General features: G+C 61.8%; 23 protein-coding genes. 15 read left to right on the top strand and 8 right to left on the bottom strand.

What is annotated here, in order from left to right:
* Nucleotides 1–21: 21 nt before the first annotated feature.
* Nucleotides 22–3528, bottom strand: a complete 3507-nt coding sequence (locus tag AB4Z19_RS06610) for a GAF domain-containing protein (protein ID WP_442034735.1) — start codon at nt 3526–3528, stop codon at nt 22–24.
* A 214-nt stretch (nt 3529–3742) separates the two neighbouring features.
* The gene (locus tag AB4Z19_RS06605) at nt 3743–4279 is read right to left on the bottom strand and encodes an RrF2 family transcriptional regulator (protein WP_442025751.1); all 537 of its coding nucleotides are present in this window, start codon (nt 4277–4279) and stop codon (nt 3743–3745) included.
* Between the two features lie 157 nt (nt 4280–4436).
* Between AB4Z19_RS06605 and AB4Z19_RS06600 the strand changes: the two genes are divergently transcribed.
* The 3 genes from AB4Z19_RS06600 (at nt 4437) to AB4Z19_RS06590 (ending at nt 8052) form a co-directional block, all read left to right on the top strand.
* Nucleotides 4437–5639 carry an NAD(P)/FAD-dependent oxidoreductase gene (locus AB4Z19_RS06600; RefSeq protein ID WP_442034733.1) on the top strand — a complete coding sequence of 401 codons (1203 nt, stop codon included), beginning with the start codon at nt 4437–4439 and terminating at the stop codon, nt 5637–5639.
* Between the two features lie 64 nt (nt 5640–5703).
* The gene (locus AB4Z19_RS06595; protein WP_442025749.1) at nt 5704–7242 is read left to right on the top strand and encodes a serine hydrolase domain-containing protein; all 1539 of its coding nucleotides are present in this window, start codon (nt 5704–5706) and stop codon (nt 7240–7242) included.
* Nucleotides 7243–7251: 9 nt separating this feature from the next.
* Entirely contained in the window at nt 7252–8052 is an 801-nt protein-coding gene (locus AB4Z19_RS06590) for an isocitrate lyase/PEP mutase family protein (protein WP_442025748.1), read from the top strand.
* Here AB4Z19_RS06590 and AB4Z19_RS06585 read toward each other — a convergent pair.
* Complete coding sequence (locus AB4Z19_RS06585) at nt 8036–8641, bottom strand: TetR/AcrR family transcriptional regulator (protein WP_442025747.1); 606 nt, start codon at nt 8639–8641, stop codon at nt 8036–8038. The two genes, AB4Z19_RS06590 and AB4Z19_RS06585, sit on opposite strands and share 17 nt — an antisense overlap.
* A 97-nt stretch (nt 8642–8738) precedes the next feature.
* On the opposite strand from AB4Z19_RS06585, the gene AB4Z19_RS06580 reads away from it, so the two are divergent.
* From AB4Z19_RS06580 to AB4Z19_RS06555, 6 genes are all read left to right on the top strand, one after another.
* Nucleotides 8739–9113 carry a hypothetical protein gene (locus AB4Z19_RS06580; RefSeq protein ID WP_442034731.1) on the top strand — a complete coding sequence of 125 codons (375 nt, stop codon included), beginning with the start codon at nt 8739–8741 and terminating at the stop codon, nt 9111–9113.
* Between the two features lie 128 nt (nt 9114–9241).
* On the top strand, nt 9242–10648 hold the full coding sequence (locus AB4Z19_RS06575) for an amino acid permease (protein ID WP_442027903.1): 1407 nt from the start codon (nt 9242–9244) through the stop codon (nt 10646–10648).
* Nucleotides 10649–10708: 60 nt separating this feature from the next.
* A complete protein-coding gene (locus tag AB4Z19_RS06570) occupies nt 10709–11419 on the top strand; it encodes a class I SAM-dependent methyltransferase (RefSeq protein ID WP_442027905.1) in 711 nt (236 codons plus the stop codon).
* A gap of 99 nt (nt 11420–11518) precedes the next feature.
* A complete protein-coding gene (locus AB4Z19_RS06565) occupies nt 11519–11983 on the top strand; it encodes a carboxymuconolactone decarboxylase family protein (protein ID WP_442027906.1) in 465 nt (154 codons plus the stop codon).
* 99 nt (nt 11984–12082) lie between these two features.
* Entirely contained in the window at nt 12083–12841 is a 759-nt protein-coding gene (locus AB4Z19_RS06560; RefSeq protein WP_442027907.1) for a cysteine hydrolase family protein, read from the top strand.
* Entirely contained in the window at nt 12841–13704 is an 864-nt protein-coding gene (locus AB4Z19_RS06555) for a helix-turn-helix transcriptional regulator (protein ID WP_442027909.1), read from the top strand. The genes AB4Z19_RS06560 and AB4Z19_RS06555 overlap by 1 nt, the downstream gene beginning before the upstream one ends.
* Here the strand turns inward: AB4Z19_RS06555 and AB4Z19_RS06550 are convergent.
* Complete coding sequence (locus tag AB4Z19_RS06550) at nt 13601–14473, bottom strand: TIGR03571 family LLM class oxidoreductase (RefSeq protein ID WP_442034931.1); 873 nt, start codon at nt 14471–14473, stop codon at nt 13601–13603. The two genes, AB4Z19_RS06555 and AB4Z19_RS06550, sit on opposite strands and share 104 nt — an antisense overlap.
* 177 nt (nt 14474–14650) lie before the next feature.
* Here AB4Z19_RS06550 and AB4Z19_RS06545 point away from each other — a divergent pair, with 177 nt between their 5' ends.
* Entirely contained in the window at nt 14651–14920 is a 270-nt protein-coding gene (locus tag AB4Z19_RS06545; RefSeq protein WP_442029992.1) for a DUF4148 domain-containing protein, read from the top strand.
* A gap of 5 nt (nt 14921–14925) precedes the next feature.
* Here the strand turns inward: AB4Z19_RS06545 and AB4Z19_RS06540 are convergent, their stop codons facing one another.
* Nucleotides 14926–15834, bottom strand: coding sequence for a LysR family transcriptional regulator (locus AB4Z19_RS06540; protein WP_442034729.1), 909 nt, complete (start codon nt 15832–15834; stop codon nt 14926–14928).
* Between the two features lie 59 nt (nt 15835–15893).
* On the opposite strand from AB4Z19_RS06540, the gene AB4Z19_RS06535 reads away from it, so the two are divergent.
* Nucleotides 15894–16166 (top strand): acylphosphatase, encoded by a 273-nt coding sequence (locus AB4Z19_RS06535; protein WP_442027312.1) that lies wholly within the window; start codon nt 15894–15896, stop codon nt 16164–16166.
* Here AB4Z19_RS06535 and AB4Z19_RS06530 read toward each other — a convergent pair whose 3' ends face one another.
* On the bottom strand, nt 16167–16733 hold the full coding sequence (locus AB4Z19_RS06530; RefSeq protein WP_442027310.1) for a methyltransferase family protein: 567 nt from the start codon (nt 16731–16733) through the stop codon (nt 16167–16169).
* Between the two features lie 127 nt (nt 16734–16860).
* On the opposite strand from AB4Z19_RS06530, the gene AB4Z19_RS06525 reads away from it, so the two are divergent.
* Together AB4Z19_RS06525 and AB4Z19_RS06520 are read left to right on the top strand one after the other, a co-directional pair.
* Nucleotides 16861–17874 (top strand): FUSC family protein, encoded by a 1014-nt coding sequence (locus AB4Z19_RS06525; RefSeq protein ID WP_442027308.1) that lies wholly within the window; start codon nt 16861–16863, stop codon nt 17872–17874.
* A complete protein-coding gene (locus AB4Z19_RS06520) occupies nt 17871–18797 on the top strand; it encodes a LysR family transcriptional regulator (RefSeq protein ID WP_442027306.1) in 927 nt (308 codons plus the stop codon). Before AB4Z19_RS06525 ends, AB4Z19_RS06520 begins: the two co-directional genes overlap by 4 nt.
* On the opposite strand, the gene AB4Z19_RS06515 is transcribed toward AB4Z19_RS06520, so the two are convergent.
* Both AB4Z19_RS06515 and AB4Z19_RS06510 read right to left on the bottom strand, forming a co-directional pair.
* A complete protein-coding gene (locus tag AB4Z19_RS06515; RefSeq protein ID WP_442027304.1) occupies nt 18794–19183 on the bottom strand; it encodes a DUF4280 domain-containing protein in 390 nt (129 codons plus the stop codon). The two genes, AB4Z19_RS06520 and AB4Z19_RS06515, sit on opposite strands and share 4 nt — an antisense overlap.
* A 119-nt stretch (nt 19184–19302) precedes the next feature.
* Complete coding sequence (locus AB4Z19_RS06510) at nt 19303–21447, bottom strand: pre-peptidase C-terminal domain-containing protein (RefSeq protein ID WP_442034727.1); 2145 nt, start codon at nt 21445–21447, stop codon at nt 19303–19305.
* A gap of 210 nt (nt 21448–21657) precedes the next feature.
* Here AB4Z19_RS06510 and AB4Z19_RS06505 point away from each other — a divergent pair, with 210 nt between their 5' ends.
* Together AB4Z19_RS06505 and AB4Z19_RS06500 are read left to right on the top strand one after the other, a co-directional pair.
* On the top strand, nt 21658–22035 hold the full coding sequence (locus AB4Z19_RS06505) for a hypothetical protein (protein WP_442034725.1): 378 nt from the start codon (nt 21658–21660) through the stop codon (nt 22033–22035).
* Nucleotides 22036–22104: 69 nt separating this feature from the next.
* On the top strand, nt 22105–23394 hold the full coding sequence (locus tag AB4Z19_RS06500; protein ID WP_442027299.1) for an alpha/beta hydrolase: 1290 nt from the start codon (nt 22105–22107) through the stop codon (nt 23392–23394).
* Nucleotides 23395–23399: the final 5 nt, after the last annotated feature.

Below are 23399 nucleotides of genomic sequence, written 5' to 3'. Positions count from 1 at the left end.
CTGGAAAGGCAGCATTGTACCTCAGGGGTGCACCGCCTCAAGCTTGGCTTTGACGCGCTCGGCCAGGTCGGAAACCAGGAAGGGCTTGCGCAGCAGCTCCGTGTCCGCCGCCGTGGCGCCGGCCGCATACCCACTGATCATAATCACCGGCAGTACGGGGAGCCGTTCGCGGACAGCCCCCACCACCTGGTTGCCATCCATCCCGCCCGGCAGACCAATATCCGTGATCATCAGATCGATATGGGGTCCTGACTGCACCAGGCGCAGCGCAGCGGCGCCGCAATCGGCTTCCAGCACACGGTAGCCCAGCTCACGCAACTGCTCGCCGGTCATCTCGCGTACATCCTGCTCGTCTTCCACCAGCAACAGGGTGCGGCCTTTTTCGGGACCAGCGGGGATTTCGAAAGCCGGATCGCTGGCGGAAAACGGCATGCAGACGCGCACCGTGGTGCCTTTTTCCGGTTCCGATTCAATCTGCACGAAACCACCCGACTGCCGCACAAAACCGTAAATCTGGCTCAGGCCAAGCCCCGTGCCTTTGCCCAGGGGTTTGGTGGTGAAGAAGGGTTCGAACACGTGAGCCAGGACTTCCGGCTTCATGCCCATGCCGCTATCCGAAACGGCGATGGTCGCATAACGTCCGGCCGCAGCGCCTTCCTGATGCTGGGCTTCCATGCCGTCCAGTTCCATTTCGTCGGTGCTGATGGTCAGCCAGCCGCCGTCCGGCATGGCGTCGCGCGCATTGACGCAGAGATTCAGCAAGGCGCTTTCCATCTGATTCGGGTCGCACATCACCAGCCATTTGCCGGCGCATAACTGAAGTTCGACCTGGACGGACGGCCCAACCGCGCGCCGGATCATGTCTTCCATCTCCAGCGCGATGCGGCCCAGGCTGACACTTTTCGGTTCCAGCGTCTGCTGCCGGCTGAAGGCCAGCAAACGGTGCGTCAGCCCAGCCGCGCGCTGGGCGCCTTTCTCGGCACGCCGCAAATAGCCTTCCACTTCGCCCAGCTTGCCCTGCTGAAGACGGATGCGCACCAGATTCAGGCCGCTGCTAATGGTTTGCAGCATATTATTGAAGTCGTGCGCGATGCCTCCGGTGAGCTGACCGATGGCCTTCAGCTTCTCGCTCTGCCGCAAACGGTCTTCGGCCTGCTTGCGGTCCAGGATCTCGCGGTTCAGCGCATTCAGCGTCTGTTGCAGCTCCTGGGTGCGTTCAGCGACCCGGCTTTCCAGCAGCTCGCTGTTCCGCACCTGCATCTGCTCGCGCAGGTGGGCGCCGATGGCGTCCGCCGCGTGGCGTGCATACAGGTCCGTCATGCGCAGCTCGCGTTCGCTGAAGTGGCGCGCTTCGCGGAAGTGCGTGTTCAGCATGCCCAGCACTTTGCCGCCGTGCGAAATCAGCGGCGTCGATTGCACCGCGCGGAATCGCGCCAGGCGGCCAATGACGCGCAGTTCGGAGCTGAGCGGCTCCTTTTCGATATCCTCGACAATCACGCGCTGTCCGCTGGCCAACGCCAGGCCGCAAGCGGTGCCGTCTCCACTACGCACCGATTTGAAGCGGTACATGAAATCCGGATCGAAGCCGCGCTGCGCGGCGGTACGCAGGCAAAGTCCCTCCTCATCGTACAGCTGCACACTGCCGGCTGAGGCCCCATGCATTTCGATGGTCGCATCCAGGATTTCGTACAGCATGGTATTCAGATCCATCGCTTTCACAATGCGACAGCTCATCTCATGCAGGCGCGACATATTGCGCAATTCGTCGGCCAGCGCCTGTTCAGCACGGGCACGTTCGACGGCCGTCCAGACGCGGTCCGCAATTTCGCGCAGCAGGTTGCGGTCCGGTGCCGGCCAGTGACGTGGTTCAGGATGGGCCGCATACAGGCAGGCCACCAGTTTGCCGTCTTTGATCAGGGGCGCGATGGCCGTGGACCGCACACCTCGGCTATAAATGCCTCCCGAGCGCCCATTGCGCTCGATCGGCGCGCGGCGCAGGTCCGGCACAAAGCGCGCCCGTCCGTCCAGCAAGGCGCGGCGGAAACCCGGCGCCAGGTCGGACAGCTTGCAGCCCTTCTCCAGCAGACCGGGTAAGCGGCCATCGCCATACCGGCCGCTATCGATCAGGATTTCGCCATCGGACTGCATTTCCGCATAGCCGACGGCGGCCAGCCTGAGTTGCCGCCCCAGCGTTTCGCAAGCCACTTCCATGATCCTGCGCGGGCATGACAAAGGCCGCAGATTGTCGCTTAGCGCGAGCAGGAAGCTCTGGCGCGCTTCGTTCTGGCGCACCGCGGCTTCCGCCGCATGATGCATGGTCACGTCCGAACTGCACAGCAGCACACGATCGCCTGCGCGCGTGGCCATGCTGCGCAGCCAGCGCGTGGAACCGCTGACGCGATAAGGATGTTCGCCCTGCCACAGATGGCCTTTTTCCAGCACATCCACCAGCACAGGAAACAGCTGGCCCAAACCGTCCTCACTGCTGCCGCTCAGCCGCGCGGCGGCCGACTTGCCCAGCACACGCATGGCGGCAGGATTGGCGAACTGGCACTCAAAGGCCGTCAGTACGCAATTCTCGTCGCGCACCGCGGCGTAGATCAGGAAGGCATCGGGCGAAGCCTGCTGCACGGCACGGAAGCGCAGCTCGCTGGCCGCCATCTCCTCACCGCGCAGGCGTGCGATCGCGAGGCAGGAAATGATTGCCGGTTCCAGTTCGCGGGCGGTAAATGGCTTGACGAGGAAGGCGTCCGCGCCGGCTTCCAGCGCCTCATCGCGCAGTGCGCCGTTTTCCGACATCAGCATCGCCGGCATCAGGCGCAGCGCGGGCCGGTTGCGCACGTGCCGCAGCAACTCCAGGTCGTCGCCGGCGAGGAGCAGGTCGAAGCGCTGCTGCGACAGCGCGGCAGCGGCGGCCTGGCTGTCCACCACCAGCGTCACCTGCCCATAGGGCTGCAGCAAGCCACGCGCCCGTTCGCCCATGCCTGCGTCATTCTCGACAACCAGGACGCAAAACGGCGGCTGGGGATGATCGTCCTGTCCGCTCGCAGCGGCTGATTCGGCAGGCAATGCCGGGGCCACTTCGTCACAGGTACAGCACAGACCGAGCACGGCGCCGGTTTTGTCCACGACAGCATTGAAGGCGAAGGCCAGGCATGGGCTGCCTGGTGCCGGCAGGCGTACTTCTTCCGTCCAGCTGGCAACGGAACGGTTGTGGATTTTTTCGACGCCAGATGAAATGGTTTCCCAGATACCGGACCAGGCCTCGCTGGCGGGTTTGCCTGCCATGTCCGGGCCGAGCCAGGGGATGCAGGCGTCGTTATAGAACAGGGTGTATTCCGCGCCCCACCATAGCTGCATGGGATGGCGGGACGTGAGGCAAATACTTAACGCCGCACGCAAGCTGTCCGGCCAATTCCCGACTGGCCCGACGGCCATGGATGGCCAATCCATGGCACGCATTCTGCGCGCCATCTCGCTTTCGCAGGGAAATACGCGCAGCAAGTCTGCTGCCGCGTCATCAAGCATTAGCCTCTCCACCGTCCCACGTAATCCCTGTACGAGCTCAGCCTAACCGATGCTAACCAATGGTTGGCCGGGCAATTATGTTCTGAGACTTTTACATTAGCTCATTTTTGCAAATTTGGATGGACAGGATGTGACTGACTGTCTTTTGCAAGCAACTTATTAAGCAATAATCCATTCCCACACTGAACTTCAGTTACGCAAACGAACGCTACATTCAGTCGTTTTTTGCCTTGCGGCCGCCGCGGCGCTGGCCCGCGCGCTCGCCAAACCATTCCACCACCGCGTGGCGGTAGTTCGCCGGGATCTTGGCGGAGGTGCGGCTGGCCAGGGCGCCAACCGTGTGCCCGGCAAGCACTTCGCGCATACGCTGATCCGCTTCCAGCATCACCGCATGAATGCCGCAAACGCCGCGCGTCGCGCTGGCAGGCGGATTGTCGCCGTACACAGCGCAGCGGGCGCGAATTTCGCGGCAATCGAACAGCGCCTTTTCGCCCTCCACCGCATCAACTACTTCAAGAACGGTGATGTCGTCTGCTGGTCGTGCCAGCGTAAAGCCGCCCTTCACGCCTTCGGTGGCGCTGACGATGCCCGCCTTGGTCAGCTTGGTGAACAGCTTGGCCAGGTAATCCACCGGCACACCCTGCAACTCGGCCAGGTCGCGCACGCTGGCTTCGCGCACGCCGCTATTGCGCTCGTCGAGATAGAGCAGGCAATGGAGCACGTACTCGGTAGCGCTACTGATATGGCTCATCTTGAAATAACTCCACCTACAATTGTCGTCGTTTGATGATACCGGGCTTCCATCGGCGTGGCAATCAGTAGAACTACGCTTGCGTAGCAGCGCTTCCCGGCATATTGTTAACTCCGACTTCGCGAGTCGTCGTTTAAACCGAACTTTGGAGTGAGTAATGAAACAGACAATTTTGATCGTCGGCGGCGGTTTCGCCGGCATGTGGAGCGCCCTCGGCGCAGCGCGCCTGCTGGACCAGCAAGGCAAGTCGGACAGTGTGGAAGTGGCGCTGATTTCCCCCGAGCCTGTACTGCATTTGCGTCCGCGCCTGCATGAAGCCGCACCACACGCCATGAGCACGCCCCTGCTGCCGGTGCTGGAAGCAGCCGGCGTGCGTTATATCCAGGGCGCCGTGAGCAAAGTGCAAGCTCAGCAAAAAGTCGTGCTGGCCACCGGCCCACAAGGCGAACAATTCACCCTCGCCTACGACCGTCTGGTGCTGGGCACGGGCAGCAAACTGCACCGTCCTGACCTGCCGGGCGTCCGTGAGCATGCCTTCAGCATCGACCAGCTGGACGAGGCAACGGCGCTGGACCTGCACCTGGCCCGCCTGGCAGATCGCCCCGGCAGCGCGGCCCGCAATACGGCCGTGGTGGTAGGCGGCGGCTTCACTGGCATCGAACTGGCTTGCGAACTGCCGGAACGCCTGCGCACCATCCTCGGTGAAGACGTGCGCGTCATCATCGTTGAGCGTAACCCGGAAATCGGTCCGGACCTCGGCCCGAGCCCGCGTCCCCTGATTAACGAAGCGTTGGATGCCCTTGGCGTTGAACGCATCCTCGGCGATGGTGTGGCATCGGTGGACGAGCATGGCCTGGTGACGTCGTCGGGCAAGCGCATCGAATCCCACACCGTGATCTGGACCGGCGGCATGCGGGCGCACGCCCTGACCAGCCAGCTGGGCGGCGACAAGGATGCGCTGGGCCGCCTGAAGGTGACGCGCGAGCTGCGCGTGGAAGGCGTGTCCGGCGTGTTCGCCGCGGGCGACGTGGCGGTCGCCACCACGGATAATGAAGGCAACCAGTCCATGATGTCCTGCCAGCACGCGATGGTAATGGGGCGTTTTGCCGGCCATAACGTGGCAGCCGATCTGATTGGCATCGCCTCCCTGCCCTACACACAGGAGCTGTATGTGACCTGCCTGGATCTCGGTCCATGGGGCGCCATGTATTCCGAAGGGTGGGATCGACAGATCAAGATGACGCCGGCCGACGCCAAGGCCCTGAAGCGCCGCATCAACACGGAGTGGATCTATCCGCCGCTGGCCAGCCGCACGGCCACGCTGGCGGCCGCCGAGCCAACCCGCCGCGCCGTCGCCTGATCGCGCTTGCCTTGCAGGGGCGGTGCGTTTATCGTGTGCGTTTCGCCATCACGATGGAGTGCCCATGCATCGCCCCCTGCTGCAAGCTTGCGCCGCACTGTTGATTGCCGTCTCCGTACCGCTCCATGCGGCGCCGGAGACTCCCGCCTTCGCCGACGCCGGCCGCGAGCAGCGAGTGAAAGCCCTGCTGCCCGAGATCGACCGCATGTACGATGAGCTGGCGCAGAAGGAGCATTTGCCCGGTCTGGTGTACGGCGTGGTGATGGATGGCCGCCTGCTGCATCTGCGTGCGCTGGGGGAAGCTGACCTCGAACACAAGGTCCCCGTCACTTCTGCCACGCGCTTCCGCATCGCTTCGATGACCAAGAGCTTCGTCGCGATGGCGGTGCTGAAGCTGCGCGATGAGGGCAAGTTGCGGCTGGACGATCCGGTGGCACAGTATCTGCCGGAGCTGAAGAAGCTGCAGCTGCCGACCACCGACTCGCCTGTGCCGACCATCCGTCACCTGCTCACCATGAGCAGCGGCCTGCCGGAAGATAATCCCTGGGGCGATCGCCAGATGGCGCGCAGCAATGCAGAGATTGAGCGGCTGCTGCATGGCGGCTTGTCCTTCTCTACCGCGCCGGGCACCGGCTACGAATACAGTAATCTGGGCTTCGTCATGCTGGGCAAGATTGTGAGCAAAGTCTCCGGCATGCGCTTCCAGGACTACATCACGCGCAACATCCTGCAACCCCTGGGTATGCGAAACACCACCTGGGAGTATTCGTCCATTCCGGCTGGACAACTGGCGCTGGGCTACCACTGGAATCACGGCGCATGGCAGCTCGAACCGATTCTGCACGATGGCGACGGCGCCGCGATGGGCGGCCTGATTACGACCATGGACGATTTCTCGCGCTACGTCATCTTCCTGATGAACGCCTGGCCGGCCCGCAACGACCCTGACACGGGTCCCGTACGCCGCGCCTCTGTGCGTGAAATGCAGCACCCCTTCAGCTTTACCGCCTACCAGCCCAACGCCACGCTGGCCGATGGCGAAACGCTGAATCCCAAGGTCGGTTTCTACGGCTACGGCCTGCACTGGACGCGCGACGTCCACAATGTACTGATCGTTGGCCATTCGGGCGGCCTGCCCGGCTACGGCAGCCAGTACCGCTTTGCGCCGGACCACGGCGTGGGTGTGATCGCCTTCAGCAACCTGCGGTATGCGCCGGTGTATGGTCCGACCATCCGCGCCGTGAATCTGATGGTCGAGAAAGCCGGACTGCAGCCACGCAGCATTGCGCCATCGCGCGTGCTGGCCGAGCGCAAGGAGCAGGTAGTGAAGTTGCTCAAGACCTGGGATCAGACACTGGCGGGCCGCATCACGGCCGAGAACTTCTTCCTCGACCGTTCCAGCGCCGACTGGCAGCAGCTGATTGCCGGCCGCATGGCCGCCATCGGCAGGATCAAATCGATTGGCGAGATCGAACCCGAGAACCAGATGCGCGGAACGTTCAGAGTCACCGGCGAACTTGGCGTAATTGATGTATGGTTCACACTCTCGCCTGAACGTGAACCGAAGATTCAGGCGCTGGAACTCAGACAACCACAATCTTAAGGAGACTGTATGCAATCCCGTACCGATCTCGCCTTCCACGCCATGCATGAAGAAGGCATCCTGATGCTCGCCAATTGCTGGGATGGCGGTTCCGCCCGTATCGCCGATGCGGCCGGCTCGCGCGCGCTGGCCACCAGCAGCGGCGCTGTCGCCTGGGCGCATGGCTATTCGGATGGCTATCAGTTGCCGACCGAACTGCTGCTGGCCACTGTGCGCGACATCGCGCGCGCCAGCAAATTGCCGCTGACGGTGGACATTGAAGATGGCTATTCGGACGATCCCGCCCAGGTTGTGAAGTTCGTGGAGGAGCTGATGGCCACCGGCGTGGTGGGCATCAATATAGAAGACGGCAGCAAGGCGCCCGAACTCCTGGTCAGCAAAATCTCGGCGATCCGCGCCGCGGCCGACAAGGCAGGCGTGAAGCTCTATATCAATGCGCGCTGCGACGTCTTCCTGCGCGGCCTGGCGCCGCCGCTGGAACGCGCTGCCGAGATGCTGCGCCGCGCGGCACTGTACAAGCAGGCCGGCGCCAGCGGCCTGTTTGCTGCAGGCGCAGCCGAACATGCGGACATCGCCGCCATCGTTGAAGGTGCAAGCATGCCGGTCAATCTTCTGGCGCTCGCCACGCTGCCGCCGCCGGAGCGCCTGGCCGCCATGGGCGTGCGCCGCCTGAGCGCCGGTTCGGCACCGGCCGAGGCAATGTTCGGCCGGGCGGCCTTCTATATGAAACGATTCCTGCAGACCGGCGAGATCGACGACGAACAGTCCCTGACCTACGGCGCCCTGAACCAGCTCATGAAGAGCGAATAATCCCCGCGCAGGCGTGTTTGAAGAGTTTCGCGACTTCCTCCACGCTGCGCCCACGCTGCCGCAGGCTTTCGAACACCGGGAAGCTGGTGGCAGCGTACAGCATGTCCACCATATCCAGCTGGTGCTCATCGGACCAGCGGCCCGCCGAGATGCGCTTCACCAGCACATTCAGCGCGCCGCGGCGGCGCTCCGTGCGCTTGCCTATGGCGGCAGCCAATTCCTGGTCCATCTCGGCGGCTGCATGCAGACTGCGCATCGAATCATCATGGCCCCAGGCGCGGCACACCAGGTCAATCAATAGCTCCAGTGAGGCGTTCGGGTCCTGATGGCACATCGCCTCGGCCACCCGCTCCATCCCCGCTTCGCGCGCGACCTGGTCCAGCACAGCTTCCAGCAAGCCGCTGCGCGAGCCGAACTGGTTGTATACAGTCAGCCGCGTCACCCCTGCGGCTTTTGCCACCGCTTCCAGGGACACCACCCGATTATTGTCGCGATCTCTTAATAGAACTGTCGCCGCTGCCACCACCCGCGCGCGCTTTTCCTCGGCCGCGGCCTGCCGCGCCGGACTTTCATACGCCCGTGTGCTCATCTCATTGCCATCTCATTGCCATCTCGTTGCCGACTCGTTGCCATTTGGGTATACAACATGTATATTCAAAGTTCCACAAACCACCCCGATTATAGCCATGAGCACACTTCCATTCTTCATCATTTGCCTGCACGTGATGGCAGGCGTATTCTGGGCAGGCACGGCGTTCACCATGGCGCGTGCCGGAGAAAATGCGGCGCTGCATGCGAAACTGAAGAAACCACAGCTGGGTGCCGCCGCCATGGCGATATTGACCGGCGGCTATCTGTGGCATACCTTCCACGTAGGTCCGGTGTCGGCGGTAGAGCGTTCACTCGGAATTGGCGCGGTGGCAGCCTTGCTGGCACTGGGACTGCAGATCGTGGGGGCACTGAAACCGGCACATGCCCACAAGATGCAGGCACGATCCGCTATTTTGATGGCAGTGACTGTAATCGGCATGGCGGGGGCCCGTTATGCCGGCGTGTTTTAGCCAGTTTAGCGTCTGAACAACATTGAATATTCTTTTCCAATAAATCCAGACGGCTGTGCTAGTATGCGGCAGCGCCTTGCGGAGACAGGGCGAATATCCGTAGAAAAGAGAATATTGGAGAAGGAACAGTGAGTATTTTCAGAACCAAAAACCTGGACGACATGGTGGCAACTGCCCGTGCTCCAGGTGGCCTGCGCAAGGTGCTGGGCCCGTTTGACCTCGTCCTGATGGGCATTGGCGCCATCGTCGGTACAGGTATCTTCGTCCTGACCGGTACTGGCGCGCTGACTGCTGGTCCTGCTCTGACTATTTCCTTCGTCGTCGCCGCAATCGCCTGCGCTTTTGCGGCGCTGTGCTATGCCGAATTCGCTTCCACCGTCCCGGTGGCCGGTTCCATTTATACCTACAGCTACGCCACTCTGGGCGAGCTGGTGGCGTGGATGATCGGTTGGGACCTGATGCTGGAATATGGCCTGGCCACTTCCGCTGTGTCGGTTGCCTGGTCCGGCTACTTCCAGTCTTTGATCGACGCCATCGGCATCCATCTGCCGACCGCATTGACGGCGGCGCCAGGCGCCATCCCGGGCGTGAACACGCTGTTCAACCTGCCGGCCTTCCTGATCATGGTCGTGCTGACCGCCCTGCTGGGCTGGGGTGTGCGCGAATCGGCCCGCATGAACAACATCATGGTGGCGATCAAGATCGGCGTGGTGCTGCTGTTCATCGTTGTGGGTGCACGCCACGTGCATCCAGTGAACTGGCATCCATTCGCACCGTATGGCCACACCGGTATTCTGAGCGCTGCGGCGCTGGTGTTCTTCGCCTTTATCGGCTTCGACGCCGTGACTTCGGCTGCTGAAGAAGTAAAGCGTCCGGAGCGCGATCTGCCGATCGGCATTATCGGTTCACTGACCGTCTGCACGATTCTGTACGTGATCGTGGCAGCCATCATGACCGGCATCGTTCCTTACAAAGAATTCCTGGGCATCGACCACCCGGTATCGCTGGCGCTGCAATATGCCGGTGAAAACTGGTTTGCCGGCTTCGTCTCGCTGGGCGCGATTCTCGGCATGACCACCGTGATCCTGGTGATGGCATTTGGCCAGACCCGCATTATCTTCGCCATGTCGCGTGACGGCCTGCTGCCGAAGAAACTGTCGACCGTGCATCCGAAATACGGCACCCCGTTCTTCGCTACCTGGCTGGTTGGCCTGATCTTCGGCGCCATCGCTGCGCTGGTGCCGCTGAATGTGCTGGCGGAACTGGTGAACATGGGCACGCTGGCTGCATTCTGCCTGGTGTCGATCGCCGTGGTCATCATGCGCAAGAAGCGCCCTGACCTGCACCGCGCCTTCCGCTGCCCTGGCGTGCCATATGTGCCGGCGCTGGCAGTGATCTTCTGCGTACTGCTGATGACCTACCTGGCTGCCACCACCTGGATTGCCTTCCTGGTCTGGCTGGCCATCGGCCTGGTCGTCTACTTCGGCTACGCACGGCATCGCTCAGTATTGAATACCGCTGCCCAGGCAGCGTAAGCAAAAAGGGGAAGACGAGTTCTTCCCCTTTTTTTATTTTCAACTGGAGGAGAGCAAATCATGAAATTGTTCGCTGCAGCCACGCTGCTGCTTGCCGCTGCTGTTTGCCAGGCAGCCGATGTCCCCACTACTGGCCGTTCCGCTGAAGATGTCGCCCGCGATGCGAATCGCAAACCGGCAGAGATGCTGGCTTTCGCCGGCGTGAAGCCTGGCCAGGTTGTTATCGATTATTTCCCGGGCGGCGGATATTTCACCCGCATCTTCTCCAACGCAGTCGGTCCGACCGGCCAGGTATGGGCCGTGGCGCCGCAGATCTGGATCGATCGCCGCAACGGCAAGCCGCTGCCGCCGCCGGTGTCCGGTGAAGAGGGCCGCAGCAATGTGCATGAATCCATTGGCGATGCGTCCTTCAACGTGCCCTTGAAAGCGGATGTGGTCTGGACCTCCCAGAACTATCACGACATCCACATCTGGGGCGGCGCCGCCGCCACGGCCAAGCTGAACAAAGCTGCCTTCGATGCTCTGAAACCAGGCGGCGTCTTCGTGGTGCTGGACCACGCCAGCGCGCCCGGTCTGGACGACAAAGGCATGAGCGACCTGCATCGCATCGATGAAGCCCTGGTCAAGAAGGAAGTCGAAGCGGCCGGCTTCAAGCTGGATGGCGAGTCTTCGGTTCTGCGCAATGCCGGCGATAACCACAGCCTGAAGGTATTCGATCCGTCGATCCGCGGCAAAACCGACCAGTTCATCCTGCGTTTCCGCAAGCCGTAAAAAATTTCGGGCAGTCTGTCACAAACCGGTTCCGGCGTTCGTCTAATGGGTATGGAAGGCGCATTGTGGCGCTTTCCACCTAGACCGGAGAAATACATCATGACTCATACTGCCCGTATCCCCTTCTTCACCCTGGCACAAAACCAGATGAAGAACATGATCGCCCTGTCCATGTCCGTCAAAAGCGGCGTACTGGGCCACCGCCTGATCGAGCTGATTAACCTGCGCGTGTCCCAGATCAATGGCTGCGGCGTGTGCATCGACATGCACTGGCGCGATCTGATCAAGCAGGGCGCCGATCCGCGCCATCTCAATTCCATCGCCGGCTGGCGCGAGTCGCCTTTCTTCGACGACCGCGAACGCGCTGCGCTGGGCTGGGCCGAAGCCGTCAACGCCCTGCCGCAGAAGGACGATATCGACGCTGCCTTCCGCGAGCTGAAAGAACATTTCAACGATGAGGAAATCGCCCAGATGGGTTATGCCATCTCCGTGATCCGCGGTTGGAACAGCCTGAACCTGAGCCTGCGCAACCAGATCCCGGAAGTGCCACCTCCAGGTATGTAATAAGGCAGAGCGCGCACGGAACGAATCAGAACCTTCTGCGTACCATTCCGTGCGCGACCGCCGGTATCTTGAAGACTCCACATTTAACGGAGTCTTCGCATGAAAAACTTGAAACCTCTCGTCCTCGCAAGCGCCCTGCTGCTGGCTTCGGCCACTAACGCAGCCAGCCAGTATGCTGATCCTGCCAATCCAGGTCTGCCTGCATCAACCTTCAAATGGGATGCCAGCCGTACTGCAATGGTGGTGATCGATCCCCAGATCGATTTCATGAGCGCCAAAGGCGCGGCCTGGGCCCTGGTCGGCGAGAGCGTTACCGAGCAAAAGCTGGTGCCGCACTTGCTGCAGCTGTTCGCCGCCACCAAACGCGCCGGCATGACGGTCGCGATTTCGCCGCACTACTACTATCCGCATGACCACAATTGGAAGTTCCAGGCGCCGGCGGAAAGCGTGCAGCACAAGCTGCGCATGTTCGACCGCAAAGGCAACCTGAATCTGGAGGGCTTCAATGGCTCCGGCGCCGACTGGATGCCTGAGTTCAAGCCTTACATCGAGGACGGCAAGACGATTGTCGCGGCCACCCATAAGCTGTATGGCCCACAGAGCAATGACCTGATGCTCCAGTTGCGCAAGCAAGGCATCGACAAGATCATCCTCACCGGCATGGCATCCAATCTATGCGTGGAATCGCATTTGCGCGAGTTCCTGGAGCGCGGTTTCGAAGTCGTGGTGGTGCGCGATGCGATCGCGGGTCCGAAAGCGCCGGAGGGCGATGGCTATGGCAGCGCGCTCGTAAATTTCCGCTTCATCGCAAACGCCGTCTGGACCACGGATGACGTGTTGAAGCATCTGGAGAATTAATGGCATTAACACTAGACCAGGCACTGGGACAGGTCGATATCACGGCCCTCGCCTTCCAGCGTATAGCGCTGGCGGGGAACGAACTGCCAGGCGCGGCGCCGGAGATGGCTCACTTCATCGCGGTGCTGGAGGGCTGTGGCACGCTGGGCACCGCATTGGGTCCCATCTCTGCCAAGGCGGGCGAGCTGCTGCTCTTGCCCGGCTACGCTGCCCCTCGTCCGGGACCTGGTCTGGTGCTGGCACATGGCCTGCTCGCGGCAAAGCTGCTTGACGGCCGCAGCCTGTTCGACGTCCTGCTGCTGCCGCACAGGCTCGATGCGGCAGGGAGCGAATTGTTTACCGGCGCAATTCCCGAACTGCTGCGCGAGTCGGCGCACGGCGGCGCTGGGTCGGCCGCGATCGTGAATTGCGTGGCGCGGCGCCTGGTCACCACGCTGGTACGCCATGCCTGGCCTGATGCGGCAGAGGTCCCCTCTCCCGGCATCAGCAGCCAGCAGGAGCGCCTGGCCAAGATCGTCAAGCTGCTGGAGAAGGACCCGGCCCGCGAGTACACGCTGGATGGGCTGGCGCAAGCGGCGGGCATGAGCCGCACCGTTTTTCACCGCCTCTTCACGCAAACCTACAGCTGCTCGCCGCTGTCAATGCTGCGCGAATTCCGCATGAAGCGCGCCGAGAAGCTGCTGGCCGAGACGGACATGCCGATCAAAATCATCACAGCGCGTCTGGGCTACCGCAGCCGCAGCCATTTCTGGAAGCTGTTCAAGGATGCGCATGGTGTGGACCCTGAACAGTTTCGTCAATCACGTACAGACCCAGCTCCCGGATCACCTCTACTGGTGGACGTCCGCCAGGAGCCAGGTTGATGATGACATGCGCCACGCCCAGTTCCTGTAAGCGCTGCAGGTAAGCCTTTAGCGCATTGCGGCCGGTGCGCATGCCCAGCGTGATCGGAACCGGCGGCGCGTCCGGGTCTTCTTCGAGGTCCAGGTTCAGCGACTGGATGAACGGCTTGGCACCTTCACTGCGCTGGGCCAGCGCCTGCTGCCACAGGCCGATGCGGCCTTGCTGGCGTTCTTCTTCACGGTGATAGGACGCCCAGCCGTCCGCATTGGCCGCAATCCATTGCAGCGATTGACGGGACGTTCCGACCACGATCATCGGCACCGCCGCTTCCTGCGCTGCGTGGATGTCGAAACCGCCCGTGCGGTCACGCACCGCCGCGCGCTGGGCCGGGTCCATCGCTTGCCGCACCAGCTCCCACTTCTGACGGTAGATTTCTGCGGATTGCTGCACCTCGCGGCCAAAGGCGGCGAATTCATCCGGGCGGTCGCCGGAGCCCAGCCCCAGGATGAAACGGCCGCCGCTCAGACGATTCAGCGACAGTGCCGATTTGGCAAGATGCAGCGGGTCTCGCAGCGGCAGCACCGCCGCCGCCGTGCCGACCGCGATGGAATTCGTGGCGGCGGCCAGCATGGCCAGCCAGAGGAAGGGATCATCCAGGGCGCTGACATTGCCTTCCTGCGGAATCATCAGCGGCACATCGCGGCACCACAAGGCGGTAAATCCGGCGATTTCGGCCGTCTGCGCGATCAATTGCTGCTCCCGCAGCTCAGCCGGAACGCGCTGCGGCATGGGCGCAGGCGTCATCAATCCCAGGGTCAGACCGGAACCGGCTACCCGGCGCCAGACGAGATTATCAACTTTTGGTGGAAAGTTATTCGTCACGACACCCTCTTTTTCGTGAATATTGCTCCACCTACACTAGAGACATCAGGCAGCCACTGCCAATCGCTATCAGGAGAATACATCATGAAAACCGCATCCTTCATCGCCGCTACCTTGTTTGCCCTGTCCGCCGTAGGCGCCGCTCAAGCCGCAGACCAATCGACCGTCACCCGCGAGCAAGTCCGCCAACAAGCCATCGAAATGCTGCGCTCCGGCGTACCAAATGATGGCGAAGGCTATCAGAATCAACTGCCAGCCCAGACCCAAACCAAAGTTACGCGTGATGCGGTGCGCGCTGATGCGCGTGCCGCAAACCGCAGCAATATCGTGACTGGCGGCGATCTGTATCAGTGATCCGCTCAGGGGCGCACAGGCAGCAGGCTTGCTGCGCTCTTCATCACGTAGTTGACGAAAAGACGCACCCGCGCCGGCATCTGGGTCCGGTGCGGGTAGTACATGTGAATGGCCGATATCGCCGTCGCGAATTGCGGCAAAATCTCCACCAGCTCCCCTTTCTCAAGCTCCTCGCGGATCAGGTAGACGCTTAGCTGCCCGATGCCGATGCCCGCCTTCACCGCTTCCACTTCCGGCAATGCGCTGTTGACGGTGCAGACCGAGGGCACGTCCTGAAATACCATCTCCCCATTAATGTTCAGTTCCCACGGCACCAGCCTGCCCGTGCTGGGCATACGGAATCCCGTGCAGGGATGCTGCAGCAGTTCGCACAGATTCTTTGGCTCTCCATGGCGCTTCAGATAGTCCGGCGTGGCGGCAATCACCAGCGATAGCGGCGCCAGACGGCGTGACACCACATTGCGCGAAGGCTCGCGGCCAATGCGGAATCCGACGTCGATCTTGGCTTGCACGATGTCGGTGTCCAGATCTTCCAGCACCAGGTCGAAGGCGATGTTGGGGTGTTCGAGACGGAAGCTGCGAATCAAGGGCATCAGCACTTTGCCGCCCAGGGATACGGGTGCCGTTATGCGGATCACGCCCTCGCGGCCGTCGCTGCTGGTGCGGACTTCATCGAGGATCTCATCCAGCATTTGCAACGCTGGACCGGCCACCTCCAGCAGCCGGGCGCCTTCGTCGGTCAGCTTCAAGGTGCGCGTGGTACGGTGGAACAGACGCACGCCGAGGTGTTCTTCCAGCTGCTTGACAGCCTTGCTGAGCGCTTGCACGCTCATGCCCACGTCCGCTGCGGCCGCGCTGAAGCCACCGGCGCGCGCCACGGTCGCAAAGAGTTCCACCGCCCTCGCCTTGTCCATCGTCCGTTCCGTGTATCCCGAAGCAAACGATGGTAGCATGGCCGCGACGGAGGTCGACCATGGCAAAGCGAACTCTCGTAGAAGGACTGGTACAGGGCGTCGGCTATCGCTACGCTTTTTCGGATCAGGCGGAAGCGCTGGGCTTGCGCGGCTGGGTGCGCAACCGGGCCGACGGCACAGTGGAAGCCTGCGTGCACGGACCGGATGAAGCGATCGAGCGCATGGTCAGCTGGGCGCAGCGTGGACCTTCCGCAGCGCGCGTCAGCAAGGTGACTGTCAGCGATTCGGATGAAGCGCCAACTGAGCGCTTCGATATTCGCCCCACGGCCTAGTTACAGCCAGCGCCGCACGCGGGCGCAGTATTCGGCGTAGCGCTGGCCGTAGCGTGCGTGCATGGCTTCTTCCTCGAAGCGTACCTGGATCTGCGCCAGCACTTCGCACAGCACCCACACCACGAATACCGGCCAGCTGCCGATTACCAGCAACTGGCCGAGCATGATGATGCGCACGCCCAGGTAGATCGGGTGGCGCGAAATGGCGAACGGTCCACCAGTCATTAACTCGCCGTCGTCGACGACACCCATGGCCCAGCTGCGGCCCATCGACGCTTGCGCATAGACGACCCACGCCGGACCGAGCACCATCATCAGCAGGCCAAGCCAGCGCAGACTTTCGTTATCCAGCAGCAGTGGGCCGGGATTGCCTGTCGCCGTGTAGAAAACCAGGTAAATTATATCCACCAGCGGAATTCCAAGGTAGAAGCAGCGCGCCACGAAATCACGTGGGCCTTGGCCGTGCAGGAAAGTAAGCTTCATGCGGCCGGCAAGATATGAGCGCAGTGTGACTGCCAGCAGCCCGAAGACGACAGCGTGCGCAATGGGGAAGTATCGCCAGAACATGGCGTTATGATCGCACAGYGCCTCCGGCTCACGTATGAATTCTATGCAAGATCATCTTGAATAATGATCGCTTCTGCGCAGCGCCTGCTGATGGCATGCTTCGGCTTTGCGTCACAAGGAATTCGCCGTGCTACGCCATGTCTTCACTACCGTTGCGACTGCGCTGGTCGCCATGTCCATTGCCATCTGGCTTAAGCTGCCAATGCCGCAGATTACGATGGTCAGCGTGTTTATCCTCATGCAGCCACTGACGCGGCAGGTGCTCGCCAAGAGCTTGTACCGGATGATCGGCACAGTGACCGGCGTGGCCGCCGCCTGGCTGCTGGCGCCGCTGTTTGCGCAGACGCCTGAGCGCCTTTTGATGGCGCTGGGCGTCTGGGTCACGCTATTCACGGCCGCCGCGGCCTTCAACCGGGATTTGCGCGCTTACAGCATTGTGCTGACCGGGTACACACCGCTGCTGATTGGCATTCCAGCCACCATGGAGTTGCATCACGTACGCGTCGATGCACTCAGCCGCCTCGCCGAAGTGGGCTTGGGCGTGGCTTGCGCGGCCATCGCCGCCTTGGCGCTCGGTCGCCGCGCAGTGATGCCCGCGCCACTACATTCGCCACCCGCGCCACCTGCCCCGGCGCCCGCGATGATGCTGCCGGCGGGCGCGCGTACGGTGCAGGCGTCCTTGGCTGGCCTGCATCCCGCTATCGCGATGCTGGCCATGGGCACGCTCTGGCTGGCCACCTCGTGGCGCGGTGGTGCGATGGCGACGCTGAACGCCACCGTCGATTGTGCGCTGGTGGCGCTGGCCGCGCATCCCGTGCGGGCGGCGCTGCAGATGTCGTCGGGCACAGTCGGCGCGGTGGCGATGGCCCTGCTTCTGAAGGCCTGCTACCTCTGGCTGCCATTGCCGCCAAGCCTGCTGCTGGCCCCAGCACTGGCAATCGGTGCATGGATGACGGGCCGTGCGCAGACGCTCGGACAAGGCCTGGGCTACTGTATCACTCTAAGCATGCTCGCCTACCCCGGCGCGGCCCACAATGACCAATATTTGTACGACAGCGCGGGCCTGGTGTTTTCGGTCGCCGTACTGACGGCAGTCTGCGCGGTATTATGGCCACTTCGCCAACGCGTTAATCCAATATGAACTTCGATCGCATCGATCTGAACCTGCTGCGGGTGTTTAACGTCGTATTTGAAGAACGCAATCTGCTGCGGGCGGCGAAGCGGCTGAACCTGAGCCAGTCGGCGATCAGCCATGCACTGGGCCGCTTGCGTGAAGCGCTGGGCGACGAGTTGTTCGTCCGCACCGCCAACGGCATGCAGCCCACAGCGCGGGCGCAGGCGATGGCCACGCCCTTGCGCAATGCGCTTCAGCAGATCGGCAATGCGCTCGGCGAAGAACCGTTCGCACCCGCCACCGCGCTGCGCGATTTTGTGGTGGCGGCAAATGATTACATCACCTTGCTGCTGCTGGATCGCCTCAGCGCACGCCTGCAAGCACTGGCGCCGCAAGTCAATCTGGTGATTCGGCCATCGACGCGGATTGACCTGGCTGGCCAGCTTGACCTGGGCAGGATCGATATGGCGATTGGCGTGTTTGCCGACGTGCCGCCGCGCTTCAGTGTCATGCCGCTGTGGACACAGACCGATATGCTGGCCATGCGCCCCGATCATCCGCTCGCGCAGAGCGGCGTGAGCGCGGCCGATATGGCGCAATACGGATTGATGGCAGTCTCGCTCGGCGGACCGGAAGAAGGCGCGGTGGATGGCTTCCTGTCCGAACGCGGCCTGGCCCGCGAGTCGGATATGTTCGATCGCGCGGCACTGCCGGACGGCCTGCGGCTGCGCATGCTGCTGCCGCATTCGCTCGCGGTGCCATCCCTGCTGCGCTCAAGCGATATGCTGGCCATTTTGCCGTCGCTGCTGTGCGAACTGTTTGCGGCGCGCGAAGGCTTGTGCACTATGCCACTGCCTTACGAATCACGCAGCCGCCAGGTGCAAGCGATCTGGCATACGCGCGGCGATGACGATCAGGGACTGGCCTGGCTGCGCACGCAGCTGCCCTAGGGCACCATGACGGTCGCCTGTCCGGCGAAATTGATCTGGATTACGCCAGCCCAGGCGCACATCAGCTTTGAGGTAGCGTTCAAGGCAGGCATGCTGCCGATCAGCACTGTTGGCGAACCTGGCACCCAGGGGCCGGCCGGAACCGGCACGCAAAGCATCGGCGTCAGCACGCCTAACGCGGCGGCGGTGGCGGTGATGACGGCAGGATTGGACGGACTGCTGCACATACCAAATGGTGGAACGTTGACTATAGGTATGTTGTCCATGATGGTCGCGGCTGGCGGGCCACCGGTCATGGTGCGGTTGGCGGGCAGCACGTTCAGAGCGCCCGGCGCGGCGCCGAAGCTGCATTGCATTAATGCTCCCGAACATACGCACTGGGACATTTACCCTCCAGTTAATAGCAATTATTAACTTACAAATTTATATCCAATAATAATCTAATTCCAAATCGAAATAATATAAAACCGCCCCGAGTCTAATCCCGGGGCGGTTTTAATGCAAATTACCAGGAAGCGTTCAGGGTATATTTGCCACTGGTGGCGCCGGTGCCACCACTGTAATAGATCACTTTGGCATACAGATCCATGGAGCTGGAGCCAGTGTTGGCCTTGCTGACCGTGTCCACAGCGCCCTTGCCATTGACGCTGGAGCTCAGCTTGGTGCCCGCCGAGTTGTACAGTTCCAGGTCATAGTCCGAGCTGGAGTTCGGAGTCATGGCCACCGTCAGGGTCTTGCCGGCCGGCAGAGTGACCTTGAAGTAGTCGACGTCCGTGCTTGCGCTCATGGTGGCGTTCACGGTGGTGTTGGCCGTCGAGATCAGGTTGGCGGTAGCTATGGTGTTATTGCTTTCCGTCTCGCTCATCGTTGGACCGGTCGCGGTCAGGATCTTCTGCGCCTCGAACTTGGCCTGGTAAGTGTTCGCATAGCTCAGGTCGCCAGGGAAGAGGTTTTTGGCGGCATTCACGATAGCGGTCGCCATGGCCGGCATCTTCACGTTGGCGCCGAGGCCAAAGTGGGCTTCCAGGATGATCTTGTCGATGTTGGCGCGTGGCTTGCCGGCGGCGATCAGGTCCACCATGGCCAGGTACAGCGGTGCCGACCACAGTTCGTCGGACTGGAAGGTCACGCCGTTTTCGGTCACCGAGGTGTGGGCGGCGTAGGTCTTCGAAGCGTTGTACTTGGCGTCCGAGCGGTTCAGCATGCGGCCTGCCCAGCAGGAGCCGTGACCGTCCCAGCTGAAGGCCCACTCAGGATGGTAAGTCTTGCCGTTCGGGGTGCTGTAGGAATAGGACGCCGCCCAGTAGTCGCCGAAGCCCTCGCCCATCGCGCCGGTATCGCCGCCGCTCCAGCTGGAGTCGATGTTGGCCTGGATGCCATGGCCGTACTCGTGCAGGATCACGTCCGCATCTTCGCTGTCGTTCACGCAGCCATGGCCGAAGGCCAGGTAGTCGGAGCCTGGCGAGCCGCCGCTGTAGTGCGAGTTGTCGTCGCCGTTGACGCCGTTGGTGTCGACATCCAGCGGGCGGTTAATGATGGACTTGGTGCCGGTAAAGCCCAGCGACTGGATGTAGCGCTGGTTCTGATCCAGGTGGAAGTAGACGTTGGTGTCGTCGAAGGCATCGTTGCCGCGTTTGGCCGTCCACACGCCGTTGGTGGTGGTGCTTGGTGCGGTGTTCGGGGCCTCGATATCCTTGATGTTGACGTACGGGCCGCTCAGCTTATACACGCCGCTGGTCACGGTCAGATCGTTCAGGGACTTGGTCGAGTAGGCAGCATCGAAGGCCGAAGCAGCCGAGGTGTCGGTCAGCGCATCGGTATTCAGCACGGTACGTGGATCAGGATCGAACACATAGCCGCTGCCGTTGATGCCGGAAGCGGCAGCCTGCACAGCGGCGGCTTGGTTGGCTGCAGCTTTCGGTGCGCCGGCATCGGACTTGCCGCGGATCTTCGCATCCGCGGTGGCTGAGGCGCGGTCAAGGGTTGCGCCGTCCAGCTTGCCGCGCGCCGAGATGCTGCGCTCGCCGCTCTTGTTGGTGCGCGGCAGCGAGGTGCTATAGGAATCAATCAGCGTGCCGTCGTGGGCGTTCAGGAACTGCACGAAGCCGCCGGTCGGCATTTCAGCTTCGATCCGCACCTTCCTCGCGAGCTGCACACCATCCTTCGCGCGTACCCAGACCAGAGTGGTGGTCGGCACGCTCACCAGCTTGTGCTGGACCTTCATATTGTTCCAGCCCTTGTCCAGCGCCTGATCATCGCTGATCTGCTGCTTGTTGTAGAGCTGGTTCACGGCATCCGCATCGTCCTTGCCGGAGATGCTGAGCGTTTCGTTGAAGATTTTCTGCAGGCTGCCATCCTTGCCGATCGAAACCACGATCTCAGCACGGTCCACCGGCAGGCCGCGCAGCATTTGTTGATAGTAGTAGTGCTTGCCGGTCAGCGATTCGGTGACGCGGGTCAATACCAGGTTCTTGAGATCGGCAGGCAGGCCGAAGCGCTCTGCATTGTCGTGCAAGACCTGTTCCGCCGAGACGGCTTTCGTACCACTGAAGAAGGTCAGGTTGTCGACCCTCTTGTCGGCTGCGTTCGCGTAGCTTGCGCAAGCCAGCATGATCATTGTGGCGATCGTGGTGCGTGTCGTTTTCCGCATAGTTTATGTCTCTCCTGCAAATTAATTTATTAATTGATTTATTTTCGGAATTTTTATTCCTCGCCAGGAATTTAACTAGTGAAACAAATGAAACGCGTGCGGCGAGTATATGTCGAAAAAGTAGAATATATTTTTGAAAATTTTGATTAAAATCACACAGTGTCGCTTTTGCATCAGTCAAGTGCGCACGCACAACAGCGGAGCCGTTTTATGAAGAAAATTCTTACTGCAGGTCTTGCCAGCGCGCTGATTTTCGGTTGTGCGAGCGCGCAGCAGGACGCTAGCCAGGACACCGAACCCCAAGTCACTTCGGAGGTAACGGACATCGTGGCGCGCATTGCTGGCGGCGCAGCACCGCAGGACCGTTTCACCGAACGGGGTGCGGCGATGACGCTGGCCAGTGGCACGGCGGCGCGCCAGTTGAAAGGTTGCGATGCGCCCTCGCTGCGTTTGCTGGATCGCCGGGTCAAAGGCGAGGACCGCCAGTACCTGTACCGCCTCAATTGCGGGAATGCGGTATGGCTACTGGAAGTCGATTACAACAAGGCGTCGCGCATCAACCGGATGGAATTGCGCCCTTCTGAATAGGTGCGCGCGGGGCTGGACTTGCCCCATTCAGTGTGGTCAGATATGCATTAACGGAGCCAGGAGAATCGCATGGATGTCATCACTACTGCAGTGACGGCTGGTGCCAGCGAAGGAGGCATCAGCGCAGCCTACCAGATGTTGAAATCCCGGCTGGCGGGGAACTCTCCCGCCGTGGCGGACGCAATCGCCGATGTGGAACAAGATCCCGGATCGCAGTCCCGCCAGTTCGCCCTGTCCGATGCCCTGGCCTCCGCCGGCCTGGCGGGCGACCGCTACTTGCGGGCTGCTGCGCGCAACCTGATCGACGAGGTTGAGAAGCGCGCCCGCAGCCGTTTGATTACGCAACCGGCTGCAATTGAGCCGGCCGATACGCCCAACCATGCAGTCATGAAGGTCTGGTTTGCCACCGACCGCGAACTGTCCGGCGATCGCCATCCGGCCCGCCTGTTTGGCGGAGCACGCGGCCAGCTGCGCTATGGTTCCTGCGATGTGAGCATCCCGCGCGAGCACCGCATGGGCGAACTGGAGTCACCCTCGTTGCTGCGGCTGGAGTTCCATGAAAATCCCGAGCACCACGTGATGCTGATGGCGGTCGAACTGATGGACGCCTCGTACTGCTTCGGCCAGCTGAAGGACGCAGTCGCGGCAGGCGGCGAGAAAAGCGCCCTGCTCTTCGTGCACGGCTACCGCACCAGTTTTGAAGATGCCGCGCGGCGCACCGGCCAGCTCGCTTATGACCTTGGCTACCAGGGCGTCCCGATTTTTTACAGTTGGCCCTCGCAAGGCAAGCTTTCGGGATATATAGTGGATGAGACCAATGTCGAATGGACATTGTCGAACTTGAATACGTTCCTGATCGAATTCCTGGAACAGAGCGGCGCCGAGCACGTGTACCTGCTGGCGCACAGCATGGGCAACCGCGCCATGACGCGTGCGATGATGAACCTGAATGCATCGCGGCCTGAGCTGGCAGCTCGTATCCGCGAAGTGATCCTGACCGCGCCGGACATCGATGCCGACGTGTTCCGGCAGCAAATCGCGCCGGCGCTGGCGAAGGCTGCCAACCCGGTCACGCTGTATGCCTCGTCGGAAGACGCGGCGCTGCAAGCTTCGAAGTCGGTGCATGGCTATCCCCGCGCCGGGGAAAGCGGCCCCGGGCTGGCACTGGCCCCGGGCGTGGAGACCATTGATGTGACCGGGATCGATACCGGTTTCATCAAGCACTCCTACTTTGCCGAGCGGCGCTCGGCGCTGAGCGATATGTATTACCTGATCCACGAACATGCGCGGGCCGCCGACCGTTTCGGCCTGCGTGCCGTAGACAGCGGGGCGGGACGCTATTGGGTGTTCCGCGATTGAGGAGA

Origin of the sequence: Pseudoduganella sp. RAF19 (assembly GCF_052114165.1) — a bacterium.
GTDB lineage: Bacteria > Pseudomonadota > Gammaproteobacteria > Burkholderiales > Burkholderiaceae_D > Rugamonas.
Note: the sequence above shows the minus strand (reverse complement) of the source record. Positions and strands in the feature narration are given on the sequence as shown.